The 20,752-nt window shown below is 56.0% G+C and carries 29 protein-coding genes; 16 read left to right on the top strand and 13 right to left on the bottom strand.

Annotation, left to right across the window (positions count from 1 at the left end):
* Window positions 1-24: 24 nt before the first annotated feature.
* From APY94_RS01400 to APY94_RS01360, 9 genes are all read left to right on the top strand, one after another.
* Complete coding sequence (locus APY94_RS01400) at window positions 25-570, top strand: ferritin-like domain-containing protein (protein ID WP_058937939.1); 546 nt, start codon at window positions 25-27, stop codon at window positions 568-570.
* A 9-nt stretch (window positions 571-579) separates the two neighbouring features.
* Entirely contained in the window at window positions 580-1,665 is a 1,086-nt protein-coding gene (locus APY94_RS01395; RefSeq protein WP_058937938.1) for an NAD(P)/FAD-dependent oxidoreductase, read from the top strand.
* 92 nt (window positions 1,666-1,757) lie between these two features.
* Window positions 1,758-2,273 carry a rubrerythrin family protein gene (locus APY94_RS01390; protein WP_058937937.1) on the top strand — a complete coding sequence of 172 codons (516 nt, stop codon included), beginning with the start codon at window positions 1,758-1,760 and terminating at the stop codon, window positions 2,271-2,273.
* Window positions 2,274-2,352: 79 nt separating this feature from the next.
* Window positions 2,353-2,514, top strand: a complete 162-nt coding sequence (rd, locus tag APY94_RS01385) for a rubredoxin (protein ID WP_058937936.1) — start codon at window positions 2,353-2,355, stop codon at window positions 2,512-2,514.
* A gap of 10 nt (window positions 2,515-2,524) precedes the next feature.
* Entirely contained in the window at window positions 2,525-2,872 is a 348-nt protein-coding gene (locus tag APY94_RS01380) for a class II SORL domain-containing protein (protein WP_058937935.1), read from the top strand.
* A 112-nt stretch (window positions 2,873-2,984) separates the two neighbouring features.
* Window positions 2,985-3,632: a hypothetical protein gene (locus APY94_RS01375; RefSeq protein WP_058937934.1), complete on the top strand. Its 648-nt coding sequence runs from the start codon at window positions 2,985-2,987 to the stop codon at window positions 3,630-3,632.
* Between the two features lie 33 nt (window positions 3,633-3,665).
* Window positions 3,666-4,025, top strand: a complete 360-nt coding sequence (locus APY94_RS01370; protein WP_058937933.1) for an iron-sulfur cluster assembly protein — start codon at window positions 3,666-3,668, stop codon at window positions 4,023-4,025.
* Window positions 4,026-4,028: 3 nt separating this feature from the next.
* Window positions 4,029-4,373 carry an iron-sulfur cluster assembly protein gene (locus APY94_RS01365; protein ID WP_058937932.1) on the top strand — a complete coding sequence of 115 codons (345 nt, stop codon included), beginning with the start codon at window positions 4,029-4,031 and terminating at the stop codon, window positions 4,371-4,373.
* Window positions 4,374-4,375: 2 nt separating this feature from the next.
* Window positions 4,376-4,900 carry a ferritin family protein gene (locus tag APY94_RS01360; RefSeq protein ID WP_058937931.1) on the top strand — a complete coding sequence of 175 codons (525 nt, stop codon included), beginning with the start codon at window positions 4,376-4,378 and terminating at the stop codon, window positions 4,898-4,900.
* A 77-nt stretch (window positions 4,901-4,977) separates the two neighbouring features.
* On the opposite strand, the gene APY94_RS01355 is transcribed toward APY94_RS01360, so the two are convergent.
* From APY94_RS01355 to APY94_RS01345, 3 genes are all read right to left on the bottom strand, one after another.
* A complete protein-coding gene (locus APY94_RS01355; RefSeq protein ID WP_245610370.1) occupies window positions 4,978-5,427 on the bottom strand; it encodes a ferritin family protein in 450 nt (149 codons plus the stop codon).
* Between the two features lie 120 nt (window positions 5,428-5,547).
* Entirely contained in the window at window positions 5,548-5,850 is a 303-nt protein-coding gene (locus APY94_RS01350; protein WP_058937929.1) for a ferritin family protein, read from the bottom strand.
* Window positions 5,851-5,859: 9 nt separating this feature from the next.
* A complete protein-coding gene (locus APY94_RS01345; protein ID WP_058937928.1) occupies window positions 5,860-6,339 on the bottom strand; it encodes a ferritin-like domain-containing protein in 480 nt (159 codons plus the stop codon).
* 55 nt (window positions 6,340-6,394) lie between these two features.
* On the opposite strand from APY94_RS01345, the gene APY94_RS01340 reads away from it, so the two are divergent.
* The 3 genes from APY94_RS01340 to APY94_RS01330 all read left to right on the top strand — a co-directional run bounded on the left by APY94_RS01340 (window position 6,395) and on the right by APY94_RS01330 (window position 7,931).
* On the top strand, window positions 6,395-6,922 hold the full coding sequence (locus APY94_RS01340; RefSeq protein ID WP_058937927.1) for a GNAT family N-acetyltransferase: 528 nt from the start codon (window positions 6,395-6,397) through the stop codon (window positions 6,920-6,922).
* 84 nt (window positions 6,923-7,006) lie between these two features.
* Window positions 7,007-7,579, top strand: coding sequence for a molybdopterin-dependent oxidoreductase (locus tag APY94_RS01335; protein ID WP_058937926.1), 573 nt, complete (start codon window positions 7,007-7,009; stop codon window positions 7,577-7,579).
* A 4-nt stretch (window positions 7,580-7,583) separates the two neighbouring features.
* Entirely contained in the window at window positions 7,584-7,931 is a 348-nt protein-coding gene (locus APY94_RS01330) for a hypothetical protein (protein WP_058937925.1), read from the top strand.
* Between the two features lie 15 nt (window positions 7,932-7,946).
* Here the strand turns inward: APY94_RS01330 and APY94_RS01325 are convergent, their stop codons facing one another.
* The 6 genes from APY94_RS01325 to APY94_RS01300 form a co-directional block, all read right to left on the bottom strand.
* Window positions 7,947-8,639, bottom strand: coding sequence for an ABC transporter ATP-binding protein (locus APY94_RS01325; RefSeq protein ID WP_211259686.1), 693 nt, complete (start codon window positions 8,637-8,639; stop codon window positions 7,947-7,949).
* Entirely contained in the window at window positions 8,636-9,073 is a 438-nt protein-coding gene (locus tag APY94_RS01320; RefSeq protein WP_058937924.1) for a hypothetical protein, read from the bottom strand. Before APY94_RS01320 ends, APY94_RS01325 begins: the two co-directional genes overlap by 4 nt.
* Window positions 9,070-9,741 (bottom strand): ABC transporter permease, encoded by a 672-nt coding sequence (locus APY94_RS01315; protein ID WP_245610369.1) that lies wholly within the window; start codon window positions 9,739-9,741, stop codon window positions 9,070-9,072. The genes APY94_RS01320 and APY94_RS01315 overlap by 4 nt, the downstream gene beginning before the upstream one ends.
* A gap of 69 nt (window positions 9,742-9,810) precedes the next feature.
* Window positions 9,811-10,860, bottom strand: a complete 1,050-nt coding sequence (locus APY94_RS01310) for a hypothetical protein (RefSeq protein ID WP_058937922.1) — start codon at window positions 10,858-10,860, stop codon at window positions 9,811-9,813.
* A 25-nt stretch (window positions 10,861-10,885) separates the two neighbouring features.
* Window positions 10,886-11,299 carry a hypothetical protein gene (locus APY94_RS01305; RefSeq protein ID WP_058937921.1) on the bottom strand — a complete coding sequence of 138 codons (414 nt, stop codon included), beginning with the start codon at window positions 11,297-11,299 and terminating at the stop codon, window positions 10,886-10,888.
* A gap of 152 nt (window positions 11,300-11,451) precedes the next feature.
* Window positions 11,452-11,976, bottom strand: a complete 525-nt coding sequence (locus APY94_RS01300; RefSeq protein WP_058937920.1) for a ferritin-like domain-containing protein — start codon at window positions 11,974-11,976, stop codon at window positions 11,452-11,454.
* 100 nt (window positions 11,977-12,076) lie between these two features.
* Here APY94_RS01300 and APY94_RS01295 point away from each other — a divergent pair, with 100 nt between their 5' ends.
* Together APY94_RS01295 and APY94_RS01290 are read left to right on the top strand one after the other, a co-directional pair.
* Complete coding sequence (locus APY94_RS01295; RefSeq protein WP_058937919.1) at window positions 12,077-13,072, top strand: TIGR01177 family methyltransferase; 996 nt, start codon at window positions 12,077-12,079, stop codon at window positions 13,070-13,072.
* A 74-nt stretch (window positions 13,073-13,146) separates the two neighbouring features.
* On the top strand, window positions 13,147-13,809 hold the full coding sequence (locus APY94_RS01290) for a DUF257 family protein (RefSeq protein ID WP_058937918.1): 663 nt from the start codon (window positions 13,147-13,149) through the stop codon (window positions 13,807-13,809).
* A 4-nt stretch (window positions 13,810-13,813) separates the two neighbouring features.
* Here APY94_RS01290 and APY94_RS01285 read toward each other — a convergent pair whose 3' ends face one another.
* From APY94_RS01285 to APY94_RS01270, 4 genes are all read right to left on the bottom strand, one after another.
* Complete coding sequence (locus APY94_RS01285; RefSeq protein ID WP_058937917.1) at window positions 13,814-14,455, bottom strand: alanyl-tRNA editing protein; 642 nt, start codon at window positions 14,453-14,455, stop codon at window positions 13,814-13,816.
* A 71-nt stretch (window positions 14,456-14,526) separates the two neighbouring features.
* Window positions 14,527-15,999: an exodeoxyribonuclease VII small subunit gene (locus APY94_RS01280; RefSeq protein ID WP_058937916.1), complete on the bottom strand. Its 1,473-nt coding sequence runs from the start codon at window positions 15,997-15,999 to the stop codon at window positions 14,527-14,529.
* A gap of 125 nt (window positions 16,000-16,124) precedes the next feature.
* Window positions 16,125-17,417, bottom strand: coding sequence for a dicarboxylate/amino acid:cation symporter (locus APY94_RS01275; RefSeq protein ID WP_058937915.1), 1,293 nt, complete (start codon window positions 17,415-17,417; stop codon window positions 16,125-16,127).
* 102 nt (window positions 17,418-17,519) lie between these two features.
* Complete coding sequence (locus APY94_RS01270; protein ID WP_058937914.1) at window positions 17,520-18,230, bottom strand: biotin--[acetyl-CoA-carboxylase] ligase; 711 nt, start codon at window positions 18,228-18,230, stop codon at window positions 17,520-17,522.
* Between the two features lie 94 nt (window positions 18,231-18,324).
* On the opposite strand from APY94_RS01270, the gene fba reads away from it, so the two are divergent.
* Both fba and APY94_RS01260 read left to right on the top strand, forming a co-directional pair.
* Window positions 18,325-19,170 (top strand): class I fructose-bisphosphate aldolase, encoded by an 846-nt coding sequence (fba, locus tag APY94_RS01265; RefSeq protein WP_058937913.1) that lies wholly within the window; start codon window positions 18,325-18,327, stop codon window positions 19,168-19,170.
* Window positions 19,171-19,290: 120 nt separating this feature from the next.
* On the top strand, window positions 19,291-20,752 hold a 1,462-nt coding region (locus tag APY94_RS01260), incomplete at its 3' end, for a pyruvate/oxaloacetate carboxyltransferase (protein ID WP_058937912.1).

Here is a 20,752-nt window from a genome sequence, read left to right as displayed (position 1 = left end):
TCAATGTAAAACATGAAAATGGTGATGCAGATGGAAGATGTTCTTGACCAACTTGCCCAGCTCTCCCCCAGGGAGATACTGGGCTACGCCATTGCCTCGGAGGAGGACGCAAAACGATTCTACGAGGCCCTGGCAGCAAAAAGCGGCGAAGTTCTTGGAGACTTCTTCAGGGACCTTGCCAAGGCGGAAGCCAGCCACAAGAAGATACTGCTGAAGCTCCACGAAGACCTCTTCGGGGACACCAGCTATGCTGTCCCGGAGGGAATACCCTTCGCCGAGACCTCCGTGAAAGTGGACACCGTTGTAAACCTCATCGAAGCAATGCGTGTTGCCCTCGTCAATGAGAAAACTGCTGAGAGGATATACAGCCATCTAAGCGAAATATTACCCGAACACAGGGGAATATTCGGCTTCCTGGCCGCGCAGGAGCGGGCGCACTACGCATCGATAAGGAGCCACGTTGAGTACCTGGAAGACGTGACTCAGGGGCAGCCGGAGTACATAAACGCCCCCATAGAGTTCTTTGGGGCGCAGCTCGAGCTTTACCTCGGTCCCCACACCAGACGGTGAGGTGGCAGCGTGAGGGTAGTTATAGTCGGCAACGGGCCGGGCGGGATTGAGCTGGCCAAGCGCTTGGCCGGGGAGTTCGACGTAACAGTGGTGGAAAAGGAAAACCTGCCCCACTATTCAAAGCCCCTGCTGAGCCACTACATAGCGGACTTCATTCCCGAGGAGAAGCTCTTCCCATATTCCAGGGAGTGGTACGAGGAGAGAGGAATAAACCTGCTCCTCGGGACGGAGGCAAAGCTGGTCGATAGACTCCGGAAGGTTCTCGTGACAGACAAGGGCGAGATACCCTACGATGCCCTCGTTATAGCGACCGGAGCGAGGGCCAGAGAGCCGGAGGTTCCTGGGAAGGAGCACATCCTAACGCTTAGAACCCTCAACGATGCAAAGCTGATAAAAGAGCGCCTTGAAGAGGAGGGCGAGATAACTATTCTCGGTGGGGGCTTCATAGCGCTCGAACTCGCCGGAAACCTTGCCAAAGCCGGCCACACCGTGAGGGTGGTCCACAGGGGAAGAACCCTGCTCGGCCTCGATGGAGAGCTGAGCGAAATTATAATGGAGAGGCTCGAAGGAGCGGGCGTTGAGTTCCATCTGGAAACGAACGCTCTAGGGGCTGACGAGGAGGGTCTAAAAACCGATAAAGGTTACATCAGGGGCAGGCTGAAGGTCTGTGCCTTTGGCATAGTGCCGAACAGGGAGCTCGCCCTAAAGAGCGGCATCCACGCCGGCAGGGGGATACTCATAGACGACCGCTTTAGAACCTCCGCGCGGGATGTCTACGCGATAGGTGACTGTGCCGAGCACGGTGGCGTCGTTGGGGGAACAGCAAAGGCCGCCGTGGAGCAGGCAAAGGTTCTCGCCAACCTTCTGAGGGGCGCTGACGACCGCTACGACTTCTCTTTCAGGTCGGCCTTCTTCAAGTTCGCTGACTTCGGTGTGGCGATTATCGGAAAAACGAAAGGGTCTGGGAGCTGGCTCGGGGAGGATACGAAGGTCTTCTACGAAGGGGAAAGCCCCGTCGGGGCCGTTGTCCTCGGTAATGTAAAGAAAGCGTTCAGGCTCGAAAAAGCCATTAAAGAGGGACTGCCTATTGACTGAAGTGCAGATTTCGTCAAACCTTTGGTTTGGAAAATCGTTATATACTCCAAACCCGAAGATGCTAGTGCAGCACCGTTTGTTGGTGATATCGTATGGTAGTGAAAAGAAAAATGACAAGGAAGTTTTTGGAGGACGCCTTCGCCGGCGAAAGCATGGCCCACATGAAGTACCTGATTTTTGCCGAACAGGCAGAGAAAGAGGGATACCCCAACATAGCCAAGCTTTTCAGGGCTATTGCCCACGCAGAGTTCATTCACGCAAAGAACCACTTCATAGCGCTTGGACACCTTGGAAAGACCCCCGAGAACCTGCAGGCGGGTATAGACGGCGAGACCTACGAGGTCGAGGAGATGTACCCGGTCTTTAAGAACGCCGCCGAGTTCCAGGGGGAGAAGGACGCCATTAGGACGACGCACTACGCCCTTGAGGCAGAGAAGATACACGCCGAGCTGTACGCCAAGGCCAAGGAAAAGGCCGAGAGTGGGGAGGATATCGAGGTAAAGAAGGTCTACATCTGCCCGGTTTGCGGCTACACTGCAGTTGATGAAGCCCCCGAGTACTGCCCGGTATGCGGTGCCCCCAGGGACAAGTTCGTGATCTTTGAGTAAATCTTTCGCTTTTCCATTTCTCAAGTTTGAGGCGCAAACCTTATAAGGGCGAACTAATAACATCAGGATGGTGAAAGAGATGGCGAAATGGAAGTGTATAGTCTGCGGCTACATCTACGATGAGGATGAGGGTGACGAAGAGAGTGGGATAGCCCAGGGAACCAAGTTTGAAGACCTTCCCGAGGACTGGGTCTGTCCGCTCTGCGGCGCTCCCAAGGACATGTTTGAAAAGATAGAGTGAGGTGGTGGAGATGCTTAGCGGAACCATAAAGAGTGGAGACTGGAAGGGGGAGAAGCACGTCCCCGTTATAGAGTACGAGAAGGAGGGCGACCTCGTTAAGGTCGAGGTCAGCGTTGGAAAGGAGATACCGCACCCGAACACCCCGGAGCACCACATAGCCTGGATTGAGCTCTACTTCCACCCCGAAGGAGAGAACTTCCCAATTCTTGTCGGCAGGGTTGCCTTCACGAACCACGGCGACCCGCTCACCGAGCCGAGGGCGGCATTCTTCTTCAGGACCGAGAAGAAGGGCAAGCTCTACGCGCTCAGCTACTGCAACATTCACGGCCTGTGGGAGAACGAGGTCATGTTGGAGTGATTTCCCCGCCCCAACCCCTCTTTTTTAGTGATTCACCGCGAACCGGCCGGAAGGTTTATTTATGGTGACGTACTAAATTCTTTCGTTTGAACTGTTTAAGGTGCTGAGAAAGATGTCCGAGATGTGGTATAAAATCGTGATGAGCTCCACTGGGATGTTGATATTCTGCGGTATTTTCCTTGCCTGGATGATCCTGCGCAAGATTGAAAAACATCGGGGCGATGCGAGGAGTCCCTACCCCACCGTTATGCTACTCGGGGGACTTCTGACTTCCCTGGGATTTGCATGGGGGGTTCTCGGTAGCGGCGGGATGACGACTGCAGTGCTCTCTCTTATTCTGATCGGACCTGCGATGATCGGGTATGCACTCGCCAACGTTGGTGTCAAGGGGATAACCGGAAGGCTCATGATTCAAAGCGTCCTGACATTCTTGAGCCTCTTTCTGGCGGGGAACTACTCGACAGTTGCCGTTGATGTGGCCTACGCCGGCCCCTTCCTGGCTCTCCTTCTCCTAATGAACGCCCACATGATGATTGAAAGAGGAATCCAAAGACATCTACTAGTGCTCTCCTCATGGCTCATCGTCCTGTTCTCCTGGACCCGGTACGCTCTGAACGATACCTATGGGATACTAAAGGCCACGATAGTGCTGCCATACGTTACCGCGGTGCTCCTCTGGGTCGGCGTTCTCACGGTGACATACTTCAAATTATCCTCAAACTATCCCACATTACACATAACCGCCCAGGAAGGCTTATAACCGGACACTTCAAACCCACCACTGGTGAGAAAAATGAAGGTTTACATGCCGAACCGCGAGTGGCCGGAGCACTACAGGGAGGTTCTGGACGAGCTCGCCAAAATAACCGACCCCGTTACGGGAGGAGACATCCTGGATTCTGGCGTCGTTGCCGGCCTGGAAGTCGCGGACGACGCGTTGAAGGTGTGGCTCAACTTCGAGAGCCACGCGGAGTACAACATAACCGGTGAGAGCGCCATAGCCTACTCGAAGATAATCGGGGACATCATCGAGCGCTTCGCCCTCGTGAAGTTCCAGAACGTCTACGTCTACGACCTCAAGAGCAACCCCGTTGGAGTGTTTGAGAACAAAAAGGGATACACCGCGGAGGACATAAGCCCCGAGAGGGTCTGAGCCTTGGGACTCTCTGGCATTTTTTCCAGAAAGCCAAAAAAGGGAGTTAGAGAAGACCTGCCGGCCGAGGTTAAGCGCGTCGTCGAAGTTCTCAGGCGCGTTAAAGGCCCAGAGGCAGGCCTCAACATCGTGGACGAAGGGCTGGTGTACGGGATAACCGTGGAAGGGAAAGAGGCAGATGTTTTTCTGCTCATGGCCCGCTCAACGCCCAAATGCCACTTCTGCCAGATGATAGCCATCAACGTCCAGAGAAAGATCTTAGGTGACATAATAAAGGTACTGCGGGAGGAAGGGTTTAATAAGATAAAGGTCTACAATGAACTTGGACTGCTGATGGAGGAGGGATAAAAATGGTTCCTCCCGAGCTTGAAGAGGGCCTTCCCGTTGAGAAGATCCGAGACTTCCCACTGGAGGAGCTCCTTGGAATGGCCATCAAGGCGGAAGTCGGGGCGAGAAAGTTCTATGAGAGCCTCGCCGAGAGGATAGAGATCCAAGCTCTAAAGGACAAGATAGTGTGGCTCGCCGGGGAGGAGGGCAAGCACGAGGCGCTGCTCAGGAAGATGTACGAGTCAATGTTTCCAGGGAAGGAGGTTATCTATCCGGAGGAACACATAGGGCCCGAGCTCCAGCCTGTGGCGAGGGAGCTCCATGGTGCGGAGGATATCCTGGAGCTTATTCGCTGGGCCATTAGAGCGGAGGATATAGCGGCCAAATTCTACGCCGAAATCGAGAACCTTGTCGATACTGATGACAAAAAGAGGCTGATGCGCTACCTCGGCGACATGGAGATGGGCCACTACTACACACTGAAGGCCGAGTACGAGCTCCTTCTCGACTGGGAGATGTACAGCCAGATGATGCACGTCGGGCCGTAATTTGGTTTTTCATTTTTTTGAACAGGTCAACACAAAGAGAGATTAAGAAGCACATGGTACTACTCGGATCCTCTGGCTTACTCCTTATATTTTATTATCAGCTCCGCCAGAATCCTGTGGTGCTCCCGCTCGTTTTCGACAAGGGCCTCAGCGAGGCTCTTAAACAGAGGATGAGTCATCTTCTCTGCCATCTTCTGATAGGTCTCTATCATGTCCTTCTCGATGTCCAGATGCATCTCGGCGAAGCGCTTAACGAGAGCCCTCTGCTCCGGCGCGAGTTCGACGTCCTTGACCTCGGATATCGGCCCCTCGCCGGCGAGCTTCTCCAGCTCCTTCTGGGCATCGAGAATGGCCTTCATCAGGTGCTTGTGGATTATCGTGTCGACGGCTATCCTGCCAACGACTTCCTCAACCTTGGTGTACCTCAGACCCTGTCCCCTTATGAGGCCGAGACCATCGGTGTAGCTCGCGGCGGCCTTCTTCTCGGTCTCATAGGCCCTCTTAACAAGTGGTTCACTCATGCACATCACCAGAACTATATGAACATCGAACCTTAATAACGTTTTTTATTTAGCGTAACAGTGCATCAACATACTGTTTAGTGCACGAGAGTCGAAGGGAAGCGACAGAAAAGAGGAAGGAAAAGGTCACAGTTCGACCTTTATGCCGGTCTCTTCCTCGACCTCCTCAAAGCCTTCCTTCATATACTTCCCCAGCTCAGGGTCGATTTCGAGGAGCGCCGCCAGAAACTCCCCAACGTGCTCCTTCTCCTCGTTGGCAACGTCGTAGAAGATGTGCTTTATCCTCTCGTCCTCTATAAGCTCAGCCAGCTGTTCATAGAAGCTTATGGCATCGAGCTCGGCCTCGATGGCCCAGCGGAGCGCCTGGGCAATTTCCCTCTTTGAGAGGGGCTTCTCCCGGTTCACCAAAAATGGCTTTTCAGCAAGCATGTTATCACCTCAATCAACCTCAAGGCTGAAGTCCTGGTAGTCCATCCAGATGCCGGTCTTCATCACCGAGTCGTACTGGGCCTTGAGCAGCTCGTAGTGGCCCTTCTCAACTTTTGCCAGCTCCTCAAACACGCGCTTGACGTCCTCATGTTTTGCTTCCCTCGCGGCCTTCTCGTAGAACTTCCACGTCTTCTTTTCCTGCTCCATCCCTATCTTCACGGCGTCCACTTCACTCAGCTTTCTTTCGTCTGCTCTCACGAGGAGGTTCTCAAGGGCGGCCCTGTCAACCGCGGGGAGCTCGCACTCCTCTATGAGCTTCTCGACGAACTTTTCCTCGAATAGCTCCCAGTGGCCCGCTTCCTCGTTTGCCAGAAACAGAAACATCTTCCTGGCCCTCTCATCGCCGTCCTTTTTTGCGAGCCTTATGTAAAACTTCAACCCGGCCTTCTCAACTTCAAGGGCCAAGGCCAGAGCCTCGAGTTCGTTCATGCTATCACCAAAACATTTTAGGTCTCCAATCCTAATAACCTTATGGTGGACAGGTATGATGATTGAGAAGGCTGACAATCCATTGGGTCTTAAAGGGGAACTCGTTCACTTCGTCTTCAGGGTTTACCAGGGGACTGGAGGCGCATACCCGGCGCTGGAGTGGGTGGAGAACAAGCCCTCAACTGACGATTTTGAGGGCTTCAGAAGGGTTTACGAACCGTTCCTTGAGTTCCGCCTCGGAAAGGAGTTCGATGAGCTCTACGTTCTAAGGGACGATGAAGGAAAAATAGCCGGAACGGTTGCCCTCGTCTACAACCTCGAAGGCAAGGACGTCTGGTGGGTGCCGGAGGAGATAAAGGGGGAGAAAACCGGGCTCATCGAGTTCTTCATGGTCGATCCGGCGTACAAGGGCAGGGGCTACGGCTCCCAGCTGCTGGAGTTTGCGATCCAACGCCTCAAGGAGCTCGGCAGGGAAGCGTACGTGATAACCTTCCCGGAGCTTGAGGCTTATTCATATTATATGAGAAAGGGCTTCGTCAAGGTCATGGATTACAGGGAATTCGTGGTGCTGAAGAAGGCCTGATTTCTTTTTACCCACATCTGCCCACGAACCCTTTTATATTCTCCCCTAGAGGGGTCTCCAGGAAAGAGTTTTGGTTGTGATGTCATGAGAAAGGGCATTTTCGCACTCATTGTAATCATTCTCCTCGTGGGCGGCACGCACTTCATCAGAAGGGACGGGGGGAGCACCGCGAGCCGGGAGTTCTCCACGGAGCGGGGAGTAATCCAGGTCAGGGGACTGGTTGAGAGGCCCTACAGCATCACGTATGACGGCCTCGCGAGCCTTCCGTCGAGGAACGTCACGGTGGTTCTCTACTGCGTGGACAGCCCGAACAGGCCGAGGAAGAACGGCACGTGGACAGGCGTTCCGCTGAGGGTTCTCCTAGAGAGGGCAGGGATCAGGGGGGACGCCTACAAGGTGGCCCTCTACGCGAGTGACGGCTACACAACCGACCTGTACCTCGCGACGGTGATGAAAGACGAGGATATCATAGTGGCCTACGCCCTCAACGGGGAGCCGATAACGCCGAGGCTCGTCGTCCCGGGCAGGTGGGGCTACAAGTGGATAAAGTACATAACCGCCATAGAACCCGTCGGCTACGACTTCAAGGGCACCTGGGAGAGCGCCGGCTACCCGGACGACGCCATAATCCCTGACGAATCCACCCCGGGGAGGTGAGCCGGTGAGGCCGAAGACTGCCCTGGCGATAGTGGAGTGGACCTCCCTTCCGCTCCTCCTTCTTGCTGGCCTGATGGCCATAAGCGGCTACGGGCTGACGAGCGAGGCGGCAAGAACTGCATCCCTTGGCCTTCTCACATTTTCCCGCTCCCAGGCGATACACCTGAGCAGATTTGTTAAACTTGGCTTCGTCTTCCTCCTGCTCCTCCACACCTACGCCGGGACGGAGGTTCTGACGGAGAAGCTCAGGGCCGGGGACCGGAGAGGGGCAGCGGCATTGATCGAGTACGGCGTGATTGCCTTTCTAATCTACGTTGGCTGGATAGCGGTGAACGGGGAGTTTGGAGGATAAAAAAGCCAAACCCACTCATTCGTTATCCAATGCTGGGGGGCGGAACATGGCTTCAACTTCCCCCTTAATCTCCGCAAAAGGCCCCGCCAGGTAGACCTTCCCGCCGCTTATGACGACCCCGAAGTCGGCGATGTTCTCGAAAGGCTCCCATATGTGGCTTATGATGATGAAGCTCCTGCCCCCGGCCTTCCACTTCTTGATTATTTCCACTATTTCTGCGACGCTCTCGAAGTCCACGTTGGCCAGCGGTTCATCGAGGAAGATCACCTCAGGCTCACCCACGAATGCCTGTGCGAGGGAAAGCCTCTTCAGCATTCCGGAGGAGTAGCCCTCTATTCTCCTGTCGAGGGCGTCCTCGATGCCGAACAGCCCGGCGGCCTTCTCAACGTCTTCGTCCCCGGCTCCCCTTCCCCTCGCTATGAACTCCAGCCACTCCCTCCCCGTGGTCAGCTTTGGAAACCTGCCGGGGTCAAAGGCGACGCCAACGCTCTTCCTCGCCTCGGGACTTTTCCAGGGGTCTTTTCCGAGGAGCCTCACGCTTCCTTTGGTGGGTTTGTAGAGGCCGAGGGCAACCTTCATGAAGGTGCTCTTTCCGCCGCCGTTGGGGCCGAGGACGAGGGTTAAGCCTTCGGGAACCTCAACCGTAACTCCCTGCAGGGCCTTTATCGGCCCGAAGTACTTGTGAAGGTTCTCCGCCTTGATTATCATCTCCTGCCACCCCCGATGAGAGTTACTGCCAGGAAGACACCAAAGAGCGCCGTCGCCCACAGGTGGGCCGTCTTCTGCTCCCCTGGGAATCCGACGTCAACGGGCGTAACGGTTATCGTTATTCCCTGGCTGGAGTTCCCGCTGAACTCGTAGTAGCCGGGGTGGGGGAAGATGAGGGAAAAGGCCCCGTTGCCGTTAACCCTCCCGGAGAATATTACCTCGCCCGTCTGGAGGTCCTTCACCCTGAAATCCCCGATGCCAACGGCGTAGAGCTTTGCGGATGATGCGGAGGAAACGTAGATCGCCGTTGTCCCCCTATCGGCCACGAATGCGCTGTGGTAGTGGACGTCGCTCGGCTCGAGGCCCGACTGCAGGCCGAAGCTCAGGAGCGAGACGAGCATGAGGGTGAGGAGGAGAACCCGGAGGAGCCTCATCTCACGTCCCTCCAGTTGCCGATGATGAGGTAGATGGCCACAAGAACCAGCGCCGGAAGGAGGGTCACCCTGAGGAACTCCCGGCCAAAGACGGGATCCATGCTCAGGGATATCGTGGCCCACTTGTAGTTGGTCAGTGCATTCCTCCACTTCAAGAGCCAGAACCAGTCCGCCCCCACGAACTCGGGGAGGTAGAGGAGCACGAAGCCCCCGAATATGGAGATGTAAGTGTTGGGTGAGGCTATGGCAACCACCGCCGCGACGGAGACCATGAAGAGGAGGGCAGAGAGGTAGAAGAAAGCCATTGGTACTGTCTGAACCTTCAGGACTTCGGCGACTGCCTCCGGAGTCGCCGCGAAGTGGAGGGTGAACACGAGAAGGTGGACGGAAAAGACGAAGATGAGGAGAAGGAGGAACGCCGCCAGCAACTTGGCGAGGAGGATTCTAACCCTCGAAACCGGGAGGGAGTAGACGGAGAGCGCGACCCCCTCGTCCCTTTCGAGCCTCACCGCCAGCGTGACGAGGAAGGGCACGAGGAGGGCCAGGAGGAGGTAGACGTCGCCGGTGAAGGAGTTCCTGAAAACAGAGCCGAGCATCTCAACCCCATACGGCCCGCCGTAGGAGCTGGCGCTCCAGGTCATGTAGTACCTCTTCATGACCAGCCCCACCAGGACCGCACCGCCTGAGGCCATCGCAAGGTTCAGGGGGGAGCGAAGCTCCCAGCGGACGGATTTCCTTCAACGCCCCCACCTCCAGAGGAAGAGAGCCACGAGGATTGCTGCAACCCCAACCGCCGCCGCTATGGCGGTCTTTGACGGCCCCTCGTTGGGAAGCTCAGCGGGCTTCGTGAAGTCTATGTTTGTCTCTGCCAGGACGAGACCGAAGGGAGGCATCTTGCCCCCGTTCTTGATCTCATCCTCGTGCTCCTCGGCAAACTCGGTGTCCTGAATCATGGCACTACTCACGCCGAGGGCCTTCCACAGCGGACTGAAGGGAGTGTAAAGAGCTATCGCCAGGCCGCTCGAACCGTCGTAGAGGATAACGTCCTTTCCAACAACCAATTTTAGATCCATCATGTTCGTGTGGGCCATATAAACCGGGGCGTTGAAGTCACCGTAGTATGTCATCGCGGTCGAGTTTATCATCTTGACCGTCTCGATTTTTAGCCCGGGCAGTATCTCAAGTCCGGTCACGTTGGCCGGATTCTCGGCCCAGAGGAAGTTTCCCCCAACGGGGGTTCCGTTCACGTGGATTTCTCCCGTGGTCAGGTCGATTTCAACAACCCCGGCCCTGCTGAAGTTCCCCGGTACGTAGGACTTGTTGAACAGCCTGCCCGCCCCCTCCGTGATCATCAGGCCAAAGGAGCGCTGTGCCGTCCGTTCAGAGTAACTCTCCTCGCACACGGTAACGTTGCCCCCCGCTACGGGCACCTCAAGGCAACCCCCGCCCGTGAAGTTGTAGCGCTCCTGGTACTTCCGGAGAAGGGCCGTCGCCTCCTCCAGGCTGAGGGTGGAGTAAGCCTCCCGGGTGCAGTTGAACCCGAGGAGAAGGAGCGATACCCGGGCTCTATCGCCGGAAACGTTGAGGACGCGCCACGTGAACTCCACCCTGGGACAGTAATAGGTCACGTTCCCCGTGGAGGTGTTCAGGTCGATTGACAGCCAGCCCCTGGCGACGTACTTGGCGTATATTCCTTCCTTGAACCAGTAGGGCGTTGCCGAGACGAGCGGGCTTAGAACCAAAAGAACAAAAAAGAGGAGAACGAAGAACCTAGAAACCCTCTCCATGTGATTCCCCCCGATTCCGATTCACTCAACTTTCTTCAGTTGTACTTGTATAGGTAGTTCCCGGAACCCAGGTTATCTCGGCGTAGATGGTCTTGGGCCAGAAGGGGCACCAGCCGGTGGCGGCTACCTGGGCAGAGTCCCAGGCGTATCCGGCCGGCGGGGTTGCGGTGGACGGGCTGAACTTCTTGGCCCACAGATCGCAGACTCCGGTCGAACCAGCGCCGCCGTATATATTGTAGAGGTAACCAGGCTGACTCTGACTTGCATACCCGCTTATCCAGCAGTAGAGGCTTCCATCGTCTGTGGGCGCGTAGGTGTTCTCGTCGTGGACAAGGGGGTCCCTGGTTATTGCCTCCGGCTCGTTGCCGTCCAGTGCCACGGCCACTCCTGCAAAGAACAAAACTCCCAGCAGGAACAGGACCAACACCTTTCTTGGCATCGCCCCCCCCAAAGGGGTTTTGCACTTAATGTTACGTTATGGCCATTTATTAGTCTTTCGGTGTTCTAAAGTTCTCAGCGAACAACTTAGGAGAACAACGATGGACACCCCGGAATCTGGATAATCCAAAATACAGAAAAGAGTAAAAGCCCTCAGAAGTTGAAGTTTATGTCCTTCATGAGCTGGTCGTATAGCTCCTCCTTGTAGATGTCCGGGTAGCGCATGATGTAGTCGTACTGCTTCCTCAGAATGCTGTAGTGGTTCCTCTCCATGTCGGCGAGCATCTCGAGGATGAGGCGTGTGTTGTCGGTGGCGGCGTAGCCGGCCAGCTCCTTGTAGAGCTTTTCGCTCACCAGCTCGGCCTGCATGGCTATCTCGTAGACCTCGTCGACGTTGATGTCCGGCTTCTTTATCGCCCCCGCCATCTTCTCGGCGATGACCTTGAACTCGCCCATGACGTCTATCTCTATCTTCTTCGGCTCAGTCCTTCCTCCCTCGAACTTCTCGGCCATCTTCTCGATTATCTCCCTGTGCTTGTCCTCTTCCCTGGCCAGAAAGAGCAGCTCGTCCCTTATGATATCGCTCTTCGTTATAGAAGCGAGCTTCTCATAGGCCTCCTTGGCCCGTATCTCCGCGTTTATGGCAATCTCAAAAACCTCTTTGTCGGTTATCTCCACAGAACTCACCAACAATGGTTACGCTTGAACGTATATTAACCTTTCTGGGCAGTGCTGTATAGCGGGCAAGGCTTAAAAACCCGCCCGGGAAGGTGGAACCATGCTCTACCTAGAAATCCTCGGAAACCTCCCGGAAATGGCAAGGGACGAAGTGAAGGCCATGCTGGAGCTGGCAGGGGGGGAGATAACCGATCAGGACTACCTGTTCCTAAAGCTCGACGCCGATGAGAAAACCTTCCCCTACCTCAGCCGGCTCGGCCTTTCCCACGAATATGGGGAGCTCATCCTGGAGGCGGAGTCCATAGAAGAGCTCCTCCAGAAGGCTGAAGAGGTGGACTGGCCGATTAAGGGCACGTTTAAGGTTGACACAGAAACCATGGTCAACTGCAGGCATGACGTTCTCGACCTGCCCAGGAAGCTCGGCGCGGTCATACACGCGCAGGGGTTCAAGGTGAACCTTTCGAAGCCGGACACCTTCGTCCGGGTTTACTGCGGCGAGAGGCTCTACGCTGGAATAAGGCTCCGCTTTTTCGACCCCAAGGACTTCGAGAGTAGAAAGGCCCACCACAGGCCGTTTTTCAGGCCGATTTCCCTCCACCCGAGGGTCTCCCGCGCGCTGGTGAACCTCACGAAGGCTAAGAGAGAGCTCCTCGACCCCATGATGGGCGCCGGCGGAATCCTCATGGAGGCCGGACTGCTCGGCCTTAGGGTCTACGGCGTGGACATACGGCCGGAGATGGTCGAGGGGGCCGAGATGAACCTCAGGCATTACGGGGTAAGGGATTACGAACTCAGACTCGGCGACGCCACGAAGCTGGAGGAGCTGTTCCCGGAAAAGAGGTTCGAGGCCGTTGCTACCGATCCACCCTACGGAACCTCGGCGACGCTCGCGGGCAGAAAACGGGACGAACTGTACAGGAAGGTGCTGGAGAGCATCTACGGCGTCCTAGAAGAGGGTGGAAGGCTGGCAATAGCTTTTCCAGCGAGCTTTTATGGGGAAGCGGAGGCCGAGAAGGTCGGCTTCAAAATGGTCGGAAAGTACTACCAGCGCGTGCACAAGAGCCTGGAGAGGTATTTCTACGTGTTTGAGAAGTGACATCCGCAAGGTGTTCTTGGTCAACAAAAATCTTTTTTACGATTAACATCGTTTTAAAAAGATGGGGGAGGATTATGGAGACCGCAGGAGAAGATGTATTGTTCGAGTACATCAAAGACATCAAACCTGGGGAGGACATTCTAATCGAATACACCTCCAGGGAGCCGGTTCATATACTCCTGCACCTCATTCTGAGGTGTCTGCGAAAGAACGGACTTCCCGTTATCATAGTGGATGAACTGGATCAGCTCCACGTTTTCAGAACCCACATGAAACTGGCAGGCATCGATACTGAGCTCATCGACACGGCCAACGTCATAAAAATCGGCGGTTTGCTCAAGACCGGAAACGTCCTCGGCAAAGTTGACCTGAGTAAGGAGCTCCCAATAAGGAAAAAGCACTATGAAGAGGCTCTAAAGAAGATAAACGCGGACTACACAGTCAGGATCGTGCTCGGCTTTGATAAGGTTCTGGCGATGCACGAGGAGGAGAGGAGAGACTTGGAATCCCTTTTTGGCCGTATGATCAGGCCGTACCTGGGCGATGAGGGTAGGGCAACGATCTACTTCGTAAACACCGAGCTTTTCAGCGAGAGAACTCTCAAGGAGTTCCGGGAGCACGCCAGCAGGGTCCTCAAGGTGAGGTTAGATGGCGACCGGATCGAGCTCAAAATCATAATGTCCCTTTCTCTCTCGGAATACGGGAAAAAGATAGAAATCAGGGTCAGAAACACATAACCATTCAATCCTCAAGCCAAATCTCCAGTCTCTGCTTTCCTTTTCCCAGGCTGGAGCGCTTGAACTTCTTCAGGTGCCCTATCTCCTTTATGTCCCTCACGTGGGTTCCGCCGCAGGGGATGACCTCGAAGTCTCTTATCTGGGTGTAGCGGGTCTCTCCTTCCCACCATATCTTCATCTCGCCGCCCTCGTCAACGAGCCTGTTGAAGGTCTCTATAATCTGCTCCTTCCACTGGTTCACGTTCTCCGGGTAGGTTATGTCGTAGCGGCCCTTCTGGACGCTCATGCCGCTGCCATAGAGCTCCCACTCGCCAGGGAGAACCTCGTTCAGCACGTGCTCCATGAGGTGCATCGCGCTGTGAATCCTCATGAGCTTGTAGCGGTAGTCCCAGTCGATTTTAAGCTCGACCTCGTCTCCGGGCTTGAATTTCTCGGGCTCGCCAACCACATGCCAGACTTTCCCGGCATCGTCCTTGTAGACATCGAGAACCTCAACGCCATTTATCGTCCCCCTGTCGTGGGGCTGGCCGCCGCCGGTCGGGTAAAACACCGTCTGATCAAGAAGAAGGGCACCCTCTTTTACCTCAAGAACCTTCGCATTCGCTTCCCTCAGGTAGGCATCCTCGTAGTAGAGCTTGCGCGTCATCCTGACCACCAACCAAAATTGGAGCGCTCCCTTAAATGGGTATCGAAACGTGGAAGAAAGAAGAAAGAAGCTCAGCGCTTCTTCCAGAAGGCCACCGCCAGGGCCACGGTAAGCACCGCAACGATGACCGCGGCCATCTTCTGTGTGTCGCTCATTCCTCCGTTGGTCCCCTCTGCCGGCAGGGTGTACCTGACCGTTGCGCTGGTGCGGTTGGCGAGGAGGGTCTTCACGTCCTCCGGCTGGGCGCCGTAGCGGATGTAAACGTTGGAGACTATCTCCAGGGTGTTCCCCCTGCGGACAACGGTCATGGTAAAGCGGTTGCCCTTGACCTCGGTGCTGATGTTGTCGGGCACCTCGATGAACTCCCCGCCGCCGGTCAGGTTGAGGGTGAGGTGCAGGGTGTTGTTTACCTCGTACTCGCTCCTGTCCTGGAGGCTCTGGGCCATTCCCATCGTTGGATCAAAGGTGTAGACGTATGATCCGTTCTCGTACTTTGTGAAGTTCCTCAGCATGTACTCCGCGTCAATGACGAGGGGCGCGGTTGTCTCGTTGAGTCCGAGAATGGTGACCTTGCCCCCGTCCACTATGGCACCCTGGTAACCGAGCGCAAGGGAGTACGTTCTGAGTATGTACTCCGTAACGTTCTGAACCCCGTACGACACTATCTCGACCTTTCTGGCGATGACGTCCCTGAGGGGCTCCACGTATTCGTCCTTCATGTGCAGCCTGACGGTGCCGTTGGAGTACACGTCAATGGTAACGTACTCGTTGGTTACGCTCTTTTCGTAGTGCTCGACTCCCTCGTAGGGGGTCTTGTAGCGGATGTAGTAGTCCCCGTAGTCCCCGAAGAGAGACTTAAAACCGTCGGGGGTCAGCCAGGGCTCAAGGTATATGCGGGAGCGAACGATGACAGTATCACCCTCCGCACTCGACTCGACCGCGAACCTGCTCTGGTTGTACTGCTTAACGAAGGGTTTGGGGTAGCTCAGGAGCGTCGCGTTGGGTGGAAGGACAACTATGAACGTGTTGTTGGCCTCGATTCCAAAGGGGAACCCCGTATCGGGGACCATCATGGAGCCGTATCCCCTGGTCGGGTCGATCCAGAGCTCCCAGTAGTGATCATACGAGTAGTACCTGGCGTAGTCGAGGGCTATCGCGTTGAAGACGAGGGTTATGTTGTTGCCCTCCTCCATGCCGTAGGACTTCATGCTCTCGTTCACCAGCTTTACACCGGCCTGGGCGAGTCCCTGGATGTACCTGGCGAGCTGCTCCTGCTCGAACTTCTCTATAGCCTCCTCCATTGTCATGTTGCCGTTCTGGGTCTCGTTGAGAATCTTCTCTATCTGCTTCTCGATCTCCTCCTTCGGTCCCAGCCAGACGCTCGTCATGGTGATGTTGGCGCTGCCGTTGGGCAGAACGATTATCTTGAACGTGAAGTCCTGCTTGTAGACCACGGGGGCCGTATCCCCTGCAAGCCCGAAGTTCGGGCCAACGAGAGACGTCAGAAGAATCGCCGCAAAAATAACTGCAAAGACTCTTTTCATTAGGCACTACCTCCATTTCATCTCTGCCGGTAACTAGCGCCGCATCGGAGTATTTAACTTTATCTCCAGAACCAGGGAAATAAAAACCTGGAAAAAGGCAAGGAAGGGGAAGAGAAAACCAGAGATCAGCCCTTCCACTTCGAGGTGTCGAGCTCTCCCTCGGTTTTGGCCACGATCGTTGTTCCAGCGAGGTCGCCGGTGACGTTCACCATCGTCCTGCCCATGTCGAGGATGGCATCGATTCCGAGTATCATGGCATAGGCGAGGGCAACCGGACTTCCGGCCGTGAGGTCGAGACCGACGCTCTGGAGAACCATGGCGAGCATTATCGCCCCCGCGCCGGGAACTCCGGCCGTTCCTATCGAGGCCAGAACCGCCGTGAGAACGACCACGAGCTGCTGGCTCAGGGAGAGTGGCTGACCGATGGCGTATGCGACGAATAGGACTGTAACCCCCTGGTAGAGCGCGGTTCCGTCCATGTTTATCGTCGCACCGAGGGGCAGCGTGAAGGAGAATATTCCCCTGTCGATGCCCATCTCCTCCTCTGCAACGCGCATCGTAACCGGCAGCGTTCCGCTGGAGCTCCTCGTGACGAAGGCCGTCAGCATGGCGTCCTTTGCCCTTTTGAGGAACTTCACCGGGTCGATACCAAAGATTTTGAGCAGGACGGCATATACAAGCAGTATTTGAAGAACCAGACCGGCGTAAACGGCCAGAACGACCGTTGTCAGCGGTCCGATGACCTTCGTGCCCTGGATTGCCATGACGTAGGCTATGAGTGCGAAGACGCCTATCGGTGCGTACTGCATGACCCCTCCGACTATGAGGTACATCGCCTCAGCAAGGCCGTCAAAGGCCCTGAGAAGTGTCGTTCCAGCGGTCCTAAGCCTCTCGTCCTCCCTGTTGGTGAGGTACGTGAGGGCTATCCCAAGGACTATCGCAAAGAATATCGTCTGAAGAACCGCACCGCTGGAGAGCGACTCAAATGGGTTCGTCGGCACTATGTTCAGGAGAGTGTCAACCAGGGACGGCGGCTGGGCCTCCATGGCCTTGCCGGCACCGGTTCCAAGGTCAACTCCCCTCCCCACACGGAAGAGGTTGCCCATGAGCAGGCCGAAGAACACCGCAAACGCTGAGGTAAACAGGTAGTAAACGACGATCTTAACGCCCACACGGCCCAACCTGGCGGGGCTGATGCTTGATGCACCCACCACAAGGGACGCGAGGACTATTGGCATGACGAGCATCTTCAGAAGCCTGACGAAGAGGTCGCCGAAGGGCTTTACGTATGTCTCAACGGCGTCCTGCCAGCCGAAGTGAGCCGCTACCAGGCCAAACACTGCGCCCAGAATGAGGCCCCAGAGTATCTTCCAGAGAACCGGGTAGTCCAGATACCTCCTCAGAAGTCCCTTTCCCACTGTTCCACCCCCTTATTAAGCTGACTAATTGCCAGCAGAATCAATAAGTCGATGATGATATATTAATGTTATCCGTTAAATATTGACAGAATGACAAAGAATTTAGAAGAACCTTAGCGAGACGTCTCCATACAGGATTCTCCTTAACTGTCCGTCAATGCCCATAAGTAATGAGCCATCGTCCAGTATGTCCAGTGCTATGCCCGAGATTCTCTCGTCATCTTCAGTTACGGTGACGGCCTTTCCCAGTATGAATGCCCTCTCGCGAACCTTCGCCATCAGCAGGTCAGGCCTCTCGAGGAAAACCCGATACCATCCCCCCAGGTGGAACAGGAGCCTCTCAAGAACCGCATCGAGCGGCAGCTCCCTACCGGTAAACTGCACCATCGAAACAGCGTTTTCCCTGAGCTCCTCGGGGATGGCGTTGTTCACGTTGAGGCCGATTCCCAGTATGCTGTACTCCCCGGCCTTTCCTTCGGTCAGTATTCCAGATATCTTCCTGCCCCCCGCCCACACATCGTTGGGCCACTTTATCCCGGACTCTATTCCGAAGTCCGCGAGCGTATCGACGACCGCCAGCGCCCCGACGAAGACGAGCCTTGGATCGACCCTGGGTGGCTTGAGGACAACGCTCATCCACAGACCGCCCTCGGGGGAGGTCCAGTTCCTTCCCCTCCTGCCCCTTCCGGCGGTCTGCCGCTTTGCCACGACAACCGTTCCCTCCGGGACATCCTGCGCTATTCGCTTCGCGTACTCGTTGGTTGAGCCAACCTCGTCCAGGGTTATGAGCTTTCTTCCGATGATGCGTTCCATTTCCACCACCAAAGTGATTTCCATGGACTCCTTAAACAACCTTCGCCCAAAAACCTTAAATCCTCAAAAGAATATATCACTCCCGGTGATTAGTATGGATGCATACCAGAACGTAGGCATAAAGAGGAGGATGAAGCGCTTCTTCAGGAGGGACGGAAGGGCCCTCATCTTCGCCATGGATCACGGCTTCGAGCACGGGCCGACGGACTTCGAGGAGCACTGGGAGCACGTTAACCCGAGGATTATCATAAAAAAGGTCGTCAGGGCCGGAATCGACGGCGTCATGATGCTCCCGGGACTCGCGAGGGCCGCGGGAATAGATGTAAAACCCAACGTCGGTCTGATGATCAAGCTCACCAGCAAGACCAACCTCCGCCCGAAGGACGACCAGCTCCTCCAGAGCCAGCTGGGTTTCGTTGAGGACGCGGTGAAGCTCGGCGCCGATGCCATAGCCGCGACCGTTTACTGGGGTTCCCCACAGGAAGACGCCATGATGCGCCAGTTCGCTGAAATAGCGAGCTACGCCCACGACCTCGGCTTCCCGGTCGTCCAGTTCGCCTATCCACGCGGACCGTACATAAACGAAAAGTACGGCAGGAAAGAGGACTACCGCGTCGTCATGTACGGTGCCAGAGCGGCCGTTGAGAGCGGCGCGGACATGATAAAGACCTACTGGACCGGCTCGAGGGAGACCTTCGCCAAGGTCGTTGATGCGGCAGCTGGAGTCCCGGTTCTCCTCAGCGGCGGGGCGAAGACCGATAACCCCGTGGACTTCCTCAAGCTCGTCTGGGATGTCATAGAGGCCGGCGGAGCCGGAGCGGTCGTTGGAAGAAACATCTTCCAGCGCGAAGACCCGGAGCCATTTATAAAGGCACTCCTCCGCGTCGTCCACCGCAACGAGGACCCGGAGGAAGCGGCGAAAGCCGAGGGGCTCCTCTGAGCCCCCACCAATTTTCAAATTTTCCGGCGCGGCATCATTTCGTCTTCTGTCGAATTCTTCTCCACCGAACGTCGTTAGACTTTTAAATTGCTGACTGTAGCCCTGGATGGAGGTGAGGGTATGAGCAGGGTTGAGATAATAGATACGACGTTTAGGGACGCTCACCAGTCCCTCATAGCCACACGGCTCACGACCGATGACATGCTCGCGATAGCAGAGAAGATGGATAAAATAGGCTTCTACTCCATGGAGGTCTGGGGAGGAGCTACCTTCGATGTCTGCATCCGCTACCTCCGCGAGGATCCGTGGGAGAGGCTGAGGCTCCTCAGAGAGCACATAAGGAAGACGAAGCTTCAGATGCTCCTCCGCGGGCAGAACGTCGTCGGCTACAGGCACTACCCCGACGACGTGGTTGAAAGGTTCGTCGAGCTGGCCCACAGGAACGGGATAGACATTTTCAGAATATTCGATGCCCTAAACGACGTCAGGAACATGAAGGTGGCGATACGGAAGGCGAAGGAAGTCGGGGCGGAGGTGCAGGGGGTTATAGCGTACACGACCGGAAAGGTGTTCACGCTCGAGTACTACCTGGGAAAGGTCGAAGAGCTCCTGGCGCTCGATGTTGATGTGATAACCATCAAGGACATGGCGGCCCTGCTGACGCCGCGGAAGGCTTACGAGCTGGTGAGCGAGATAAAGGAACGCTACGGTGTTCCCGTAAACGTCCACACCCACTCCACAACGGGAATGGCCGTCGCAACGTACCTCAAGGCCGTCGAGGCCGGGGCGGACTACATAGACACGGCCATAAGCCCGCTCGCCTTTGGAACGGCCCAGCCGGGCATACAGACCATCTGGCACGCCCTGCCCGAGGCCGCTGGGAGCCACCTCGACAGGGAGCTCATCCACGAGGTTTCGAGGTACCTGAAGAGGCTCCTCGACGAGAAGTACTCCGGAATGCTCCACAGGGAGGCACTCATGGTGAACCCCTACGTTCTGAAGTACCAGGTTCCGGGGGGAATGTACTCCAACCTCATCTCCCAGCTGAAGGAGATGAAAGCTTTAGACCGGCTCCAGGAGGTTCTGGAGGAGATTCCGCGCGTCAGGGAAGACCTTGGATGGCCGCCGCTGGTGACGCCGACCAGCCAGATAGTCGGAACGCAGGCGGTTCTCAACGTCCTCTTTGGAAGGTACGAGAGGATAACAGAGGAGGTCAAGAACTACATCAAAGGACTCTACGGAAGGCCGCCGGGGGAGATAAACCCCGAGCTGCGGGCAAAGGTCCTGGGGGATGAGGAACCCATAACCGTAAGACCCGGAGAGCTGCTCGCACCCTCGCTGGAGAAATGCAGGAAGGAGCTCGAGGAGCTGGGCTACCTGGAGAATGAGGAGGACGTTCTGACCTACTGCCTCTTCCCGCAGGTGGCGCTGGAGTTCTTCAGGGCGAGGAAGGAGGGCAGGATGAAGCCCGAGGTGCCGCCGGCGGTTCAGAGGTTCAAGATTTACGTGGACGGTGTCGAGTTCGAGGTCGGCGTTGAGGGCGTTGACCTGAGCGCGCTCAGATACCTGCCCCAGATAGCCG

The organism is Thermococcus celericrescens, from assembly GCF_001484195.1.
In the GTDB taxonomy this organism is placed as follows: domain Archaea; phylum Methanobacteriota_B; class Thermococci; order Thermococcales; family Thermococcaceae; genus Thermococcus; species Thermococcus celericrescens.
This window is presented reverse-complemented; position numbering and strand designations above follow the sequence as displayed.

Coding starts and splice junctions, on each gene's coding strand:
- APY94_RS01340 (WP_058937927.1), top strand. CDS start 6,395: ATGATGATTGAGAAGGCTGACAATCCATTGGGTCTTAAAGGGGAACTC.
- APY94_RS01320 (WP_058937924.1), bottom strand. CDS start 9,073: ATGAGGCTCCTCCGGGTTCTCCTCCTCACCCTCATGCTCGTCTCGCTC.
- APY94_RS01270 (WP_058937914.1), bottom strand. CDS start 18,230: ATGGAACGCATCATCGGAAGAAAGCTCATAACCCTGGACGAGGTTGGC.
- APY94_RS01360 (WP_058937931.1), top strand. CDS start 4,376: ATGGTTCCTCCCGAGCTTGAAGAGGGCCTTCCCGTTGAGAAGATCCGA.
- APY94_RS01335 (WP_058937926.1), top strand. CDS start 7,007: ATGAGAAAGGGCATTTTCGCACTCATTGTAATCATTCTCCTCGTGGGC.
- APY94_RS01370 (WP_058937933.1), top strand. CDS start 3,666: ATGAAGGTTTACATGCCGAACCGCGAGTGGCCGGAGCACTACAGGGAG.
- APY94_RS01285 (WP_058937917.1), bottom strand. CDS start 14,455: ATGACGCGCAAGCTCTACTACGAGGATGCCTACCTGAGGGAAGCGAAT.
- APY94_RS01350 (WP_058937929.1), bottom strand. CDS start 5,850: ATGCTTGCTGAAAAGCCATTTTTGGTGAACCGGGAGAAGCCCCTCTCA.
- APY94_RS01345 (WP_058937928.1), bottom strand. CDS start 6,339: ATGAACGAACTCGAGGCTCTGGCCTTGGCCCTTGAAGTTGAGAAGGCC.
- APY94_RS01390 (WP_058937937.1), top strand. CDS start 1,758: ATGGTAGTGAAAAGAAAAATGACAAGGAAGTTTTTGGAGGACGCCTTC.
- APY94_RS01295 (WP_058937919.1), top strand. CDS start 12,077: ATGCTCTACCTAGAAATCCTCGGAAACCTCCCGGAAATGGCAAGGGAC.
- APY94_RS01375 (WP_058937934.1), top strand. CDS start 2,985: ATGTCCGAGATGTGGTATAAAATCGTGATGAGCTCCACTGGGATGTTG.
- APY94_RS01310 (WP_058937922.1), bottom strand. CDS start 10,860: ATGGAGAGGGTTTCTAGGTTCTTCGTTCTCCTCTTTTTTGTTCTTTTG.
- APY94_RS01400 (WP_058937939.1), top strand. CDS start 25: ATGCAGATGGAAGATGTTCTTGACCAACTTGCCCAGCTCTCCCCCAGG.
- APY94_RS01305 (WP_058937921.1), bottom strand. CDS start 11,299: ATGCCAAGAAAGGTGTTGGTCCTGTTCCTGCTGGGAGTTTTGTTCTTT.
- APY94_RS01355 (WP_245610370.1), bottom strand. CDS start 5,427: ATGTGCATGAGTGAACCACTTGTTAAGAGGGCCTATGAGACCGAGAAG.
- APY94_RS01380 (WP_058937935.1), top strand. CDS start 2,525: ATGCTTAGCGGAACCATAAAGAGTGGAGACTGGAAGGGGGAGAAGCAC.
- rd (WP_058937936.1), top strand. CDS start 2,353: ATGGCGAAATGGAAGTGTATAGTCTGCGGCTACATCTACGATGAGGAT.
- APY94_RS01290 (WP_058937918.1), top strand. CDS start 13,147: ATGGAGACCGCAGGAGAAGATGTATTGTTCGAGTACATCAAAGACATC.
- APY94_RS01325 (WP_211259686.1), bottom strand. CDS start 8,639: ATGATAATCAAGGCGGAGAACCTTCACAAGTACTTCGGGCCGATAAAG.
- APY94_RS01280 (WP_058937916.1), bottom strand. CDS start 15,999: ATGAAAAGAGTCTTTGCAGTTATTTTTGCGGCGATTCTTCTGACGTCT.
- fba (WP_058937913.1), top strand. CDS start 18,325: ATGGATGCATACCAGAACGTAGGCATAAAGAGGAGGATGAAGCGCTTC.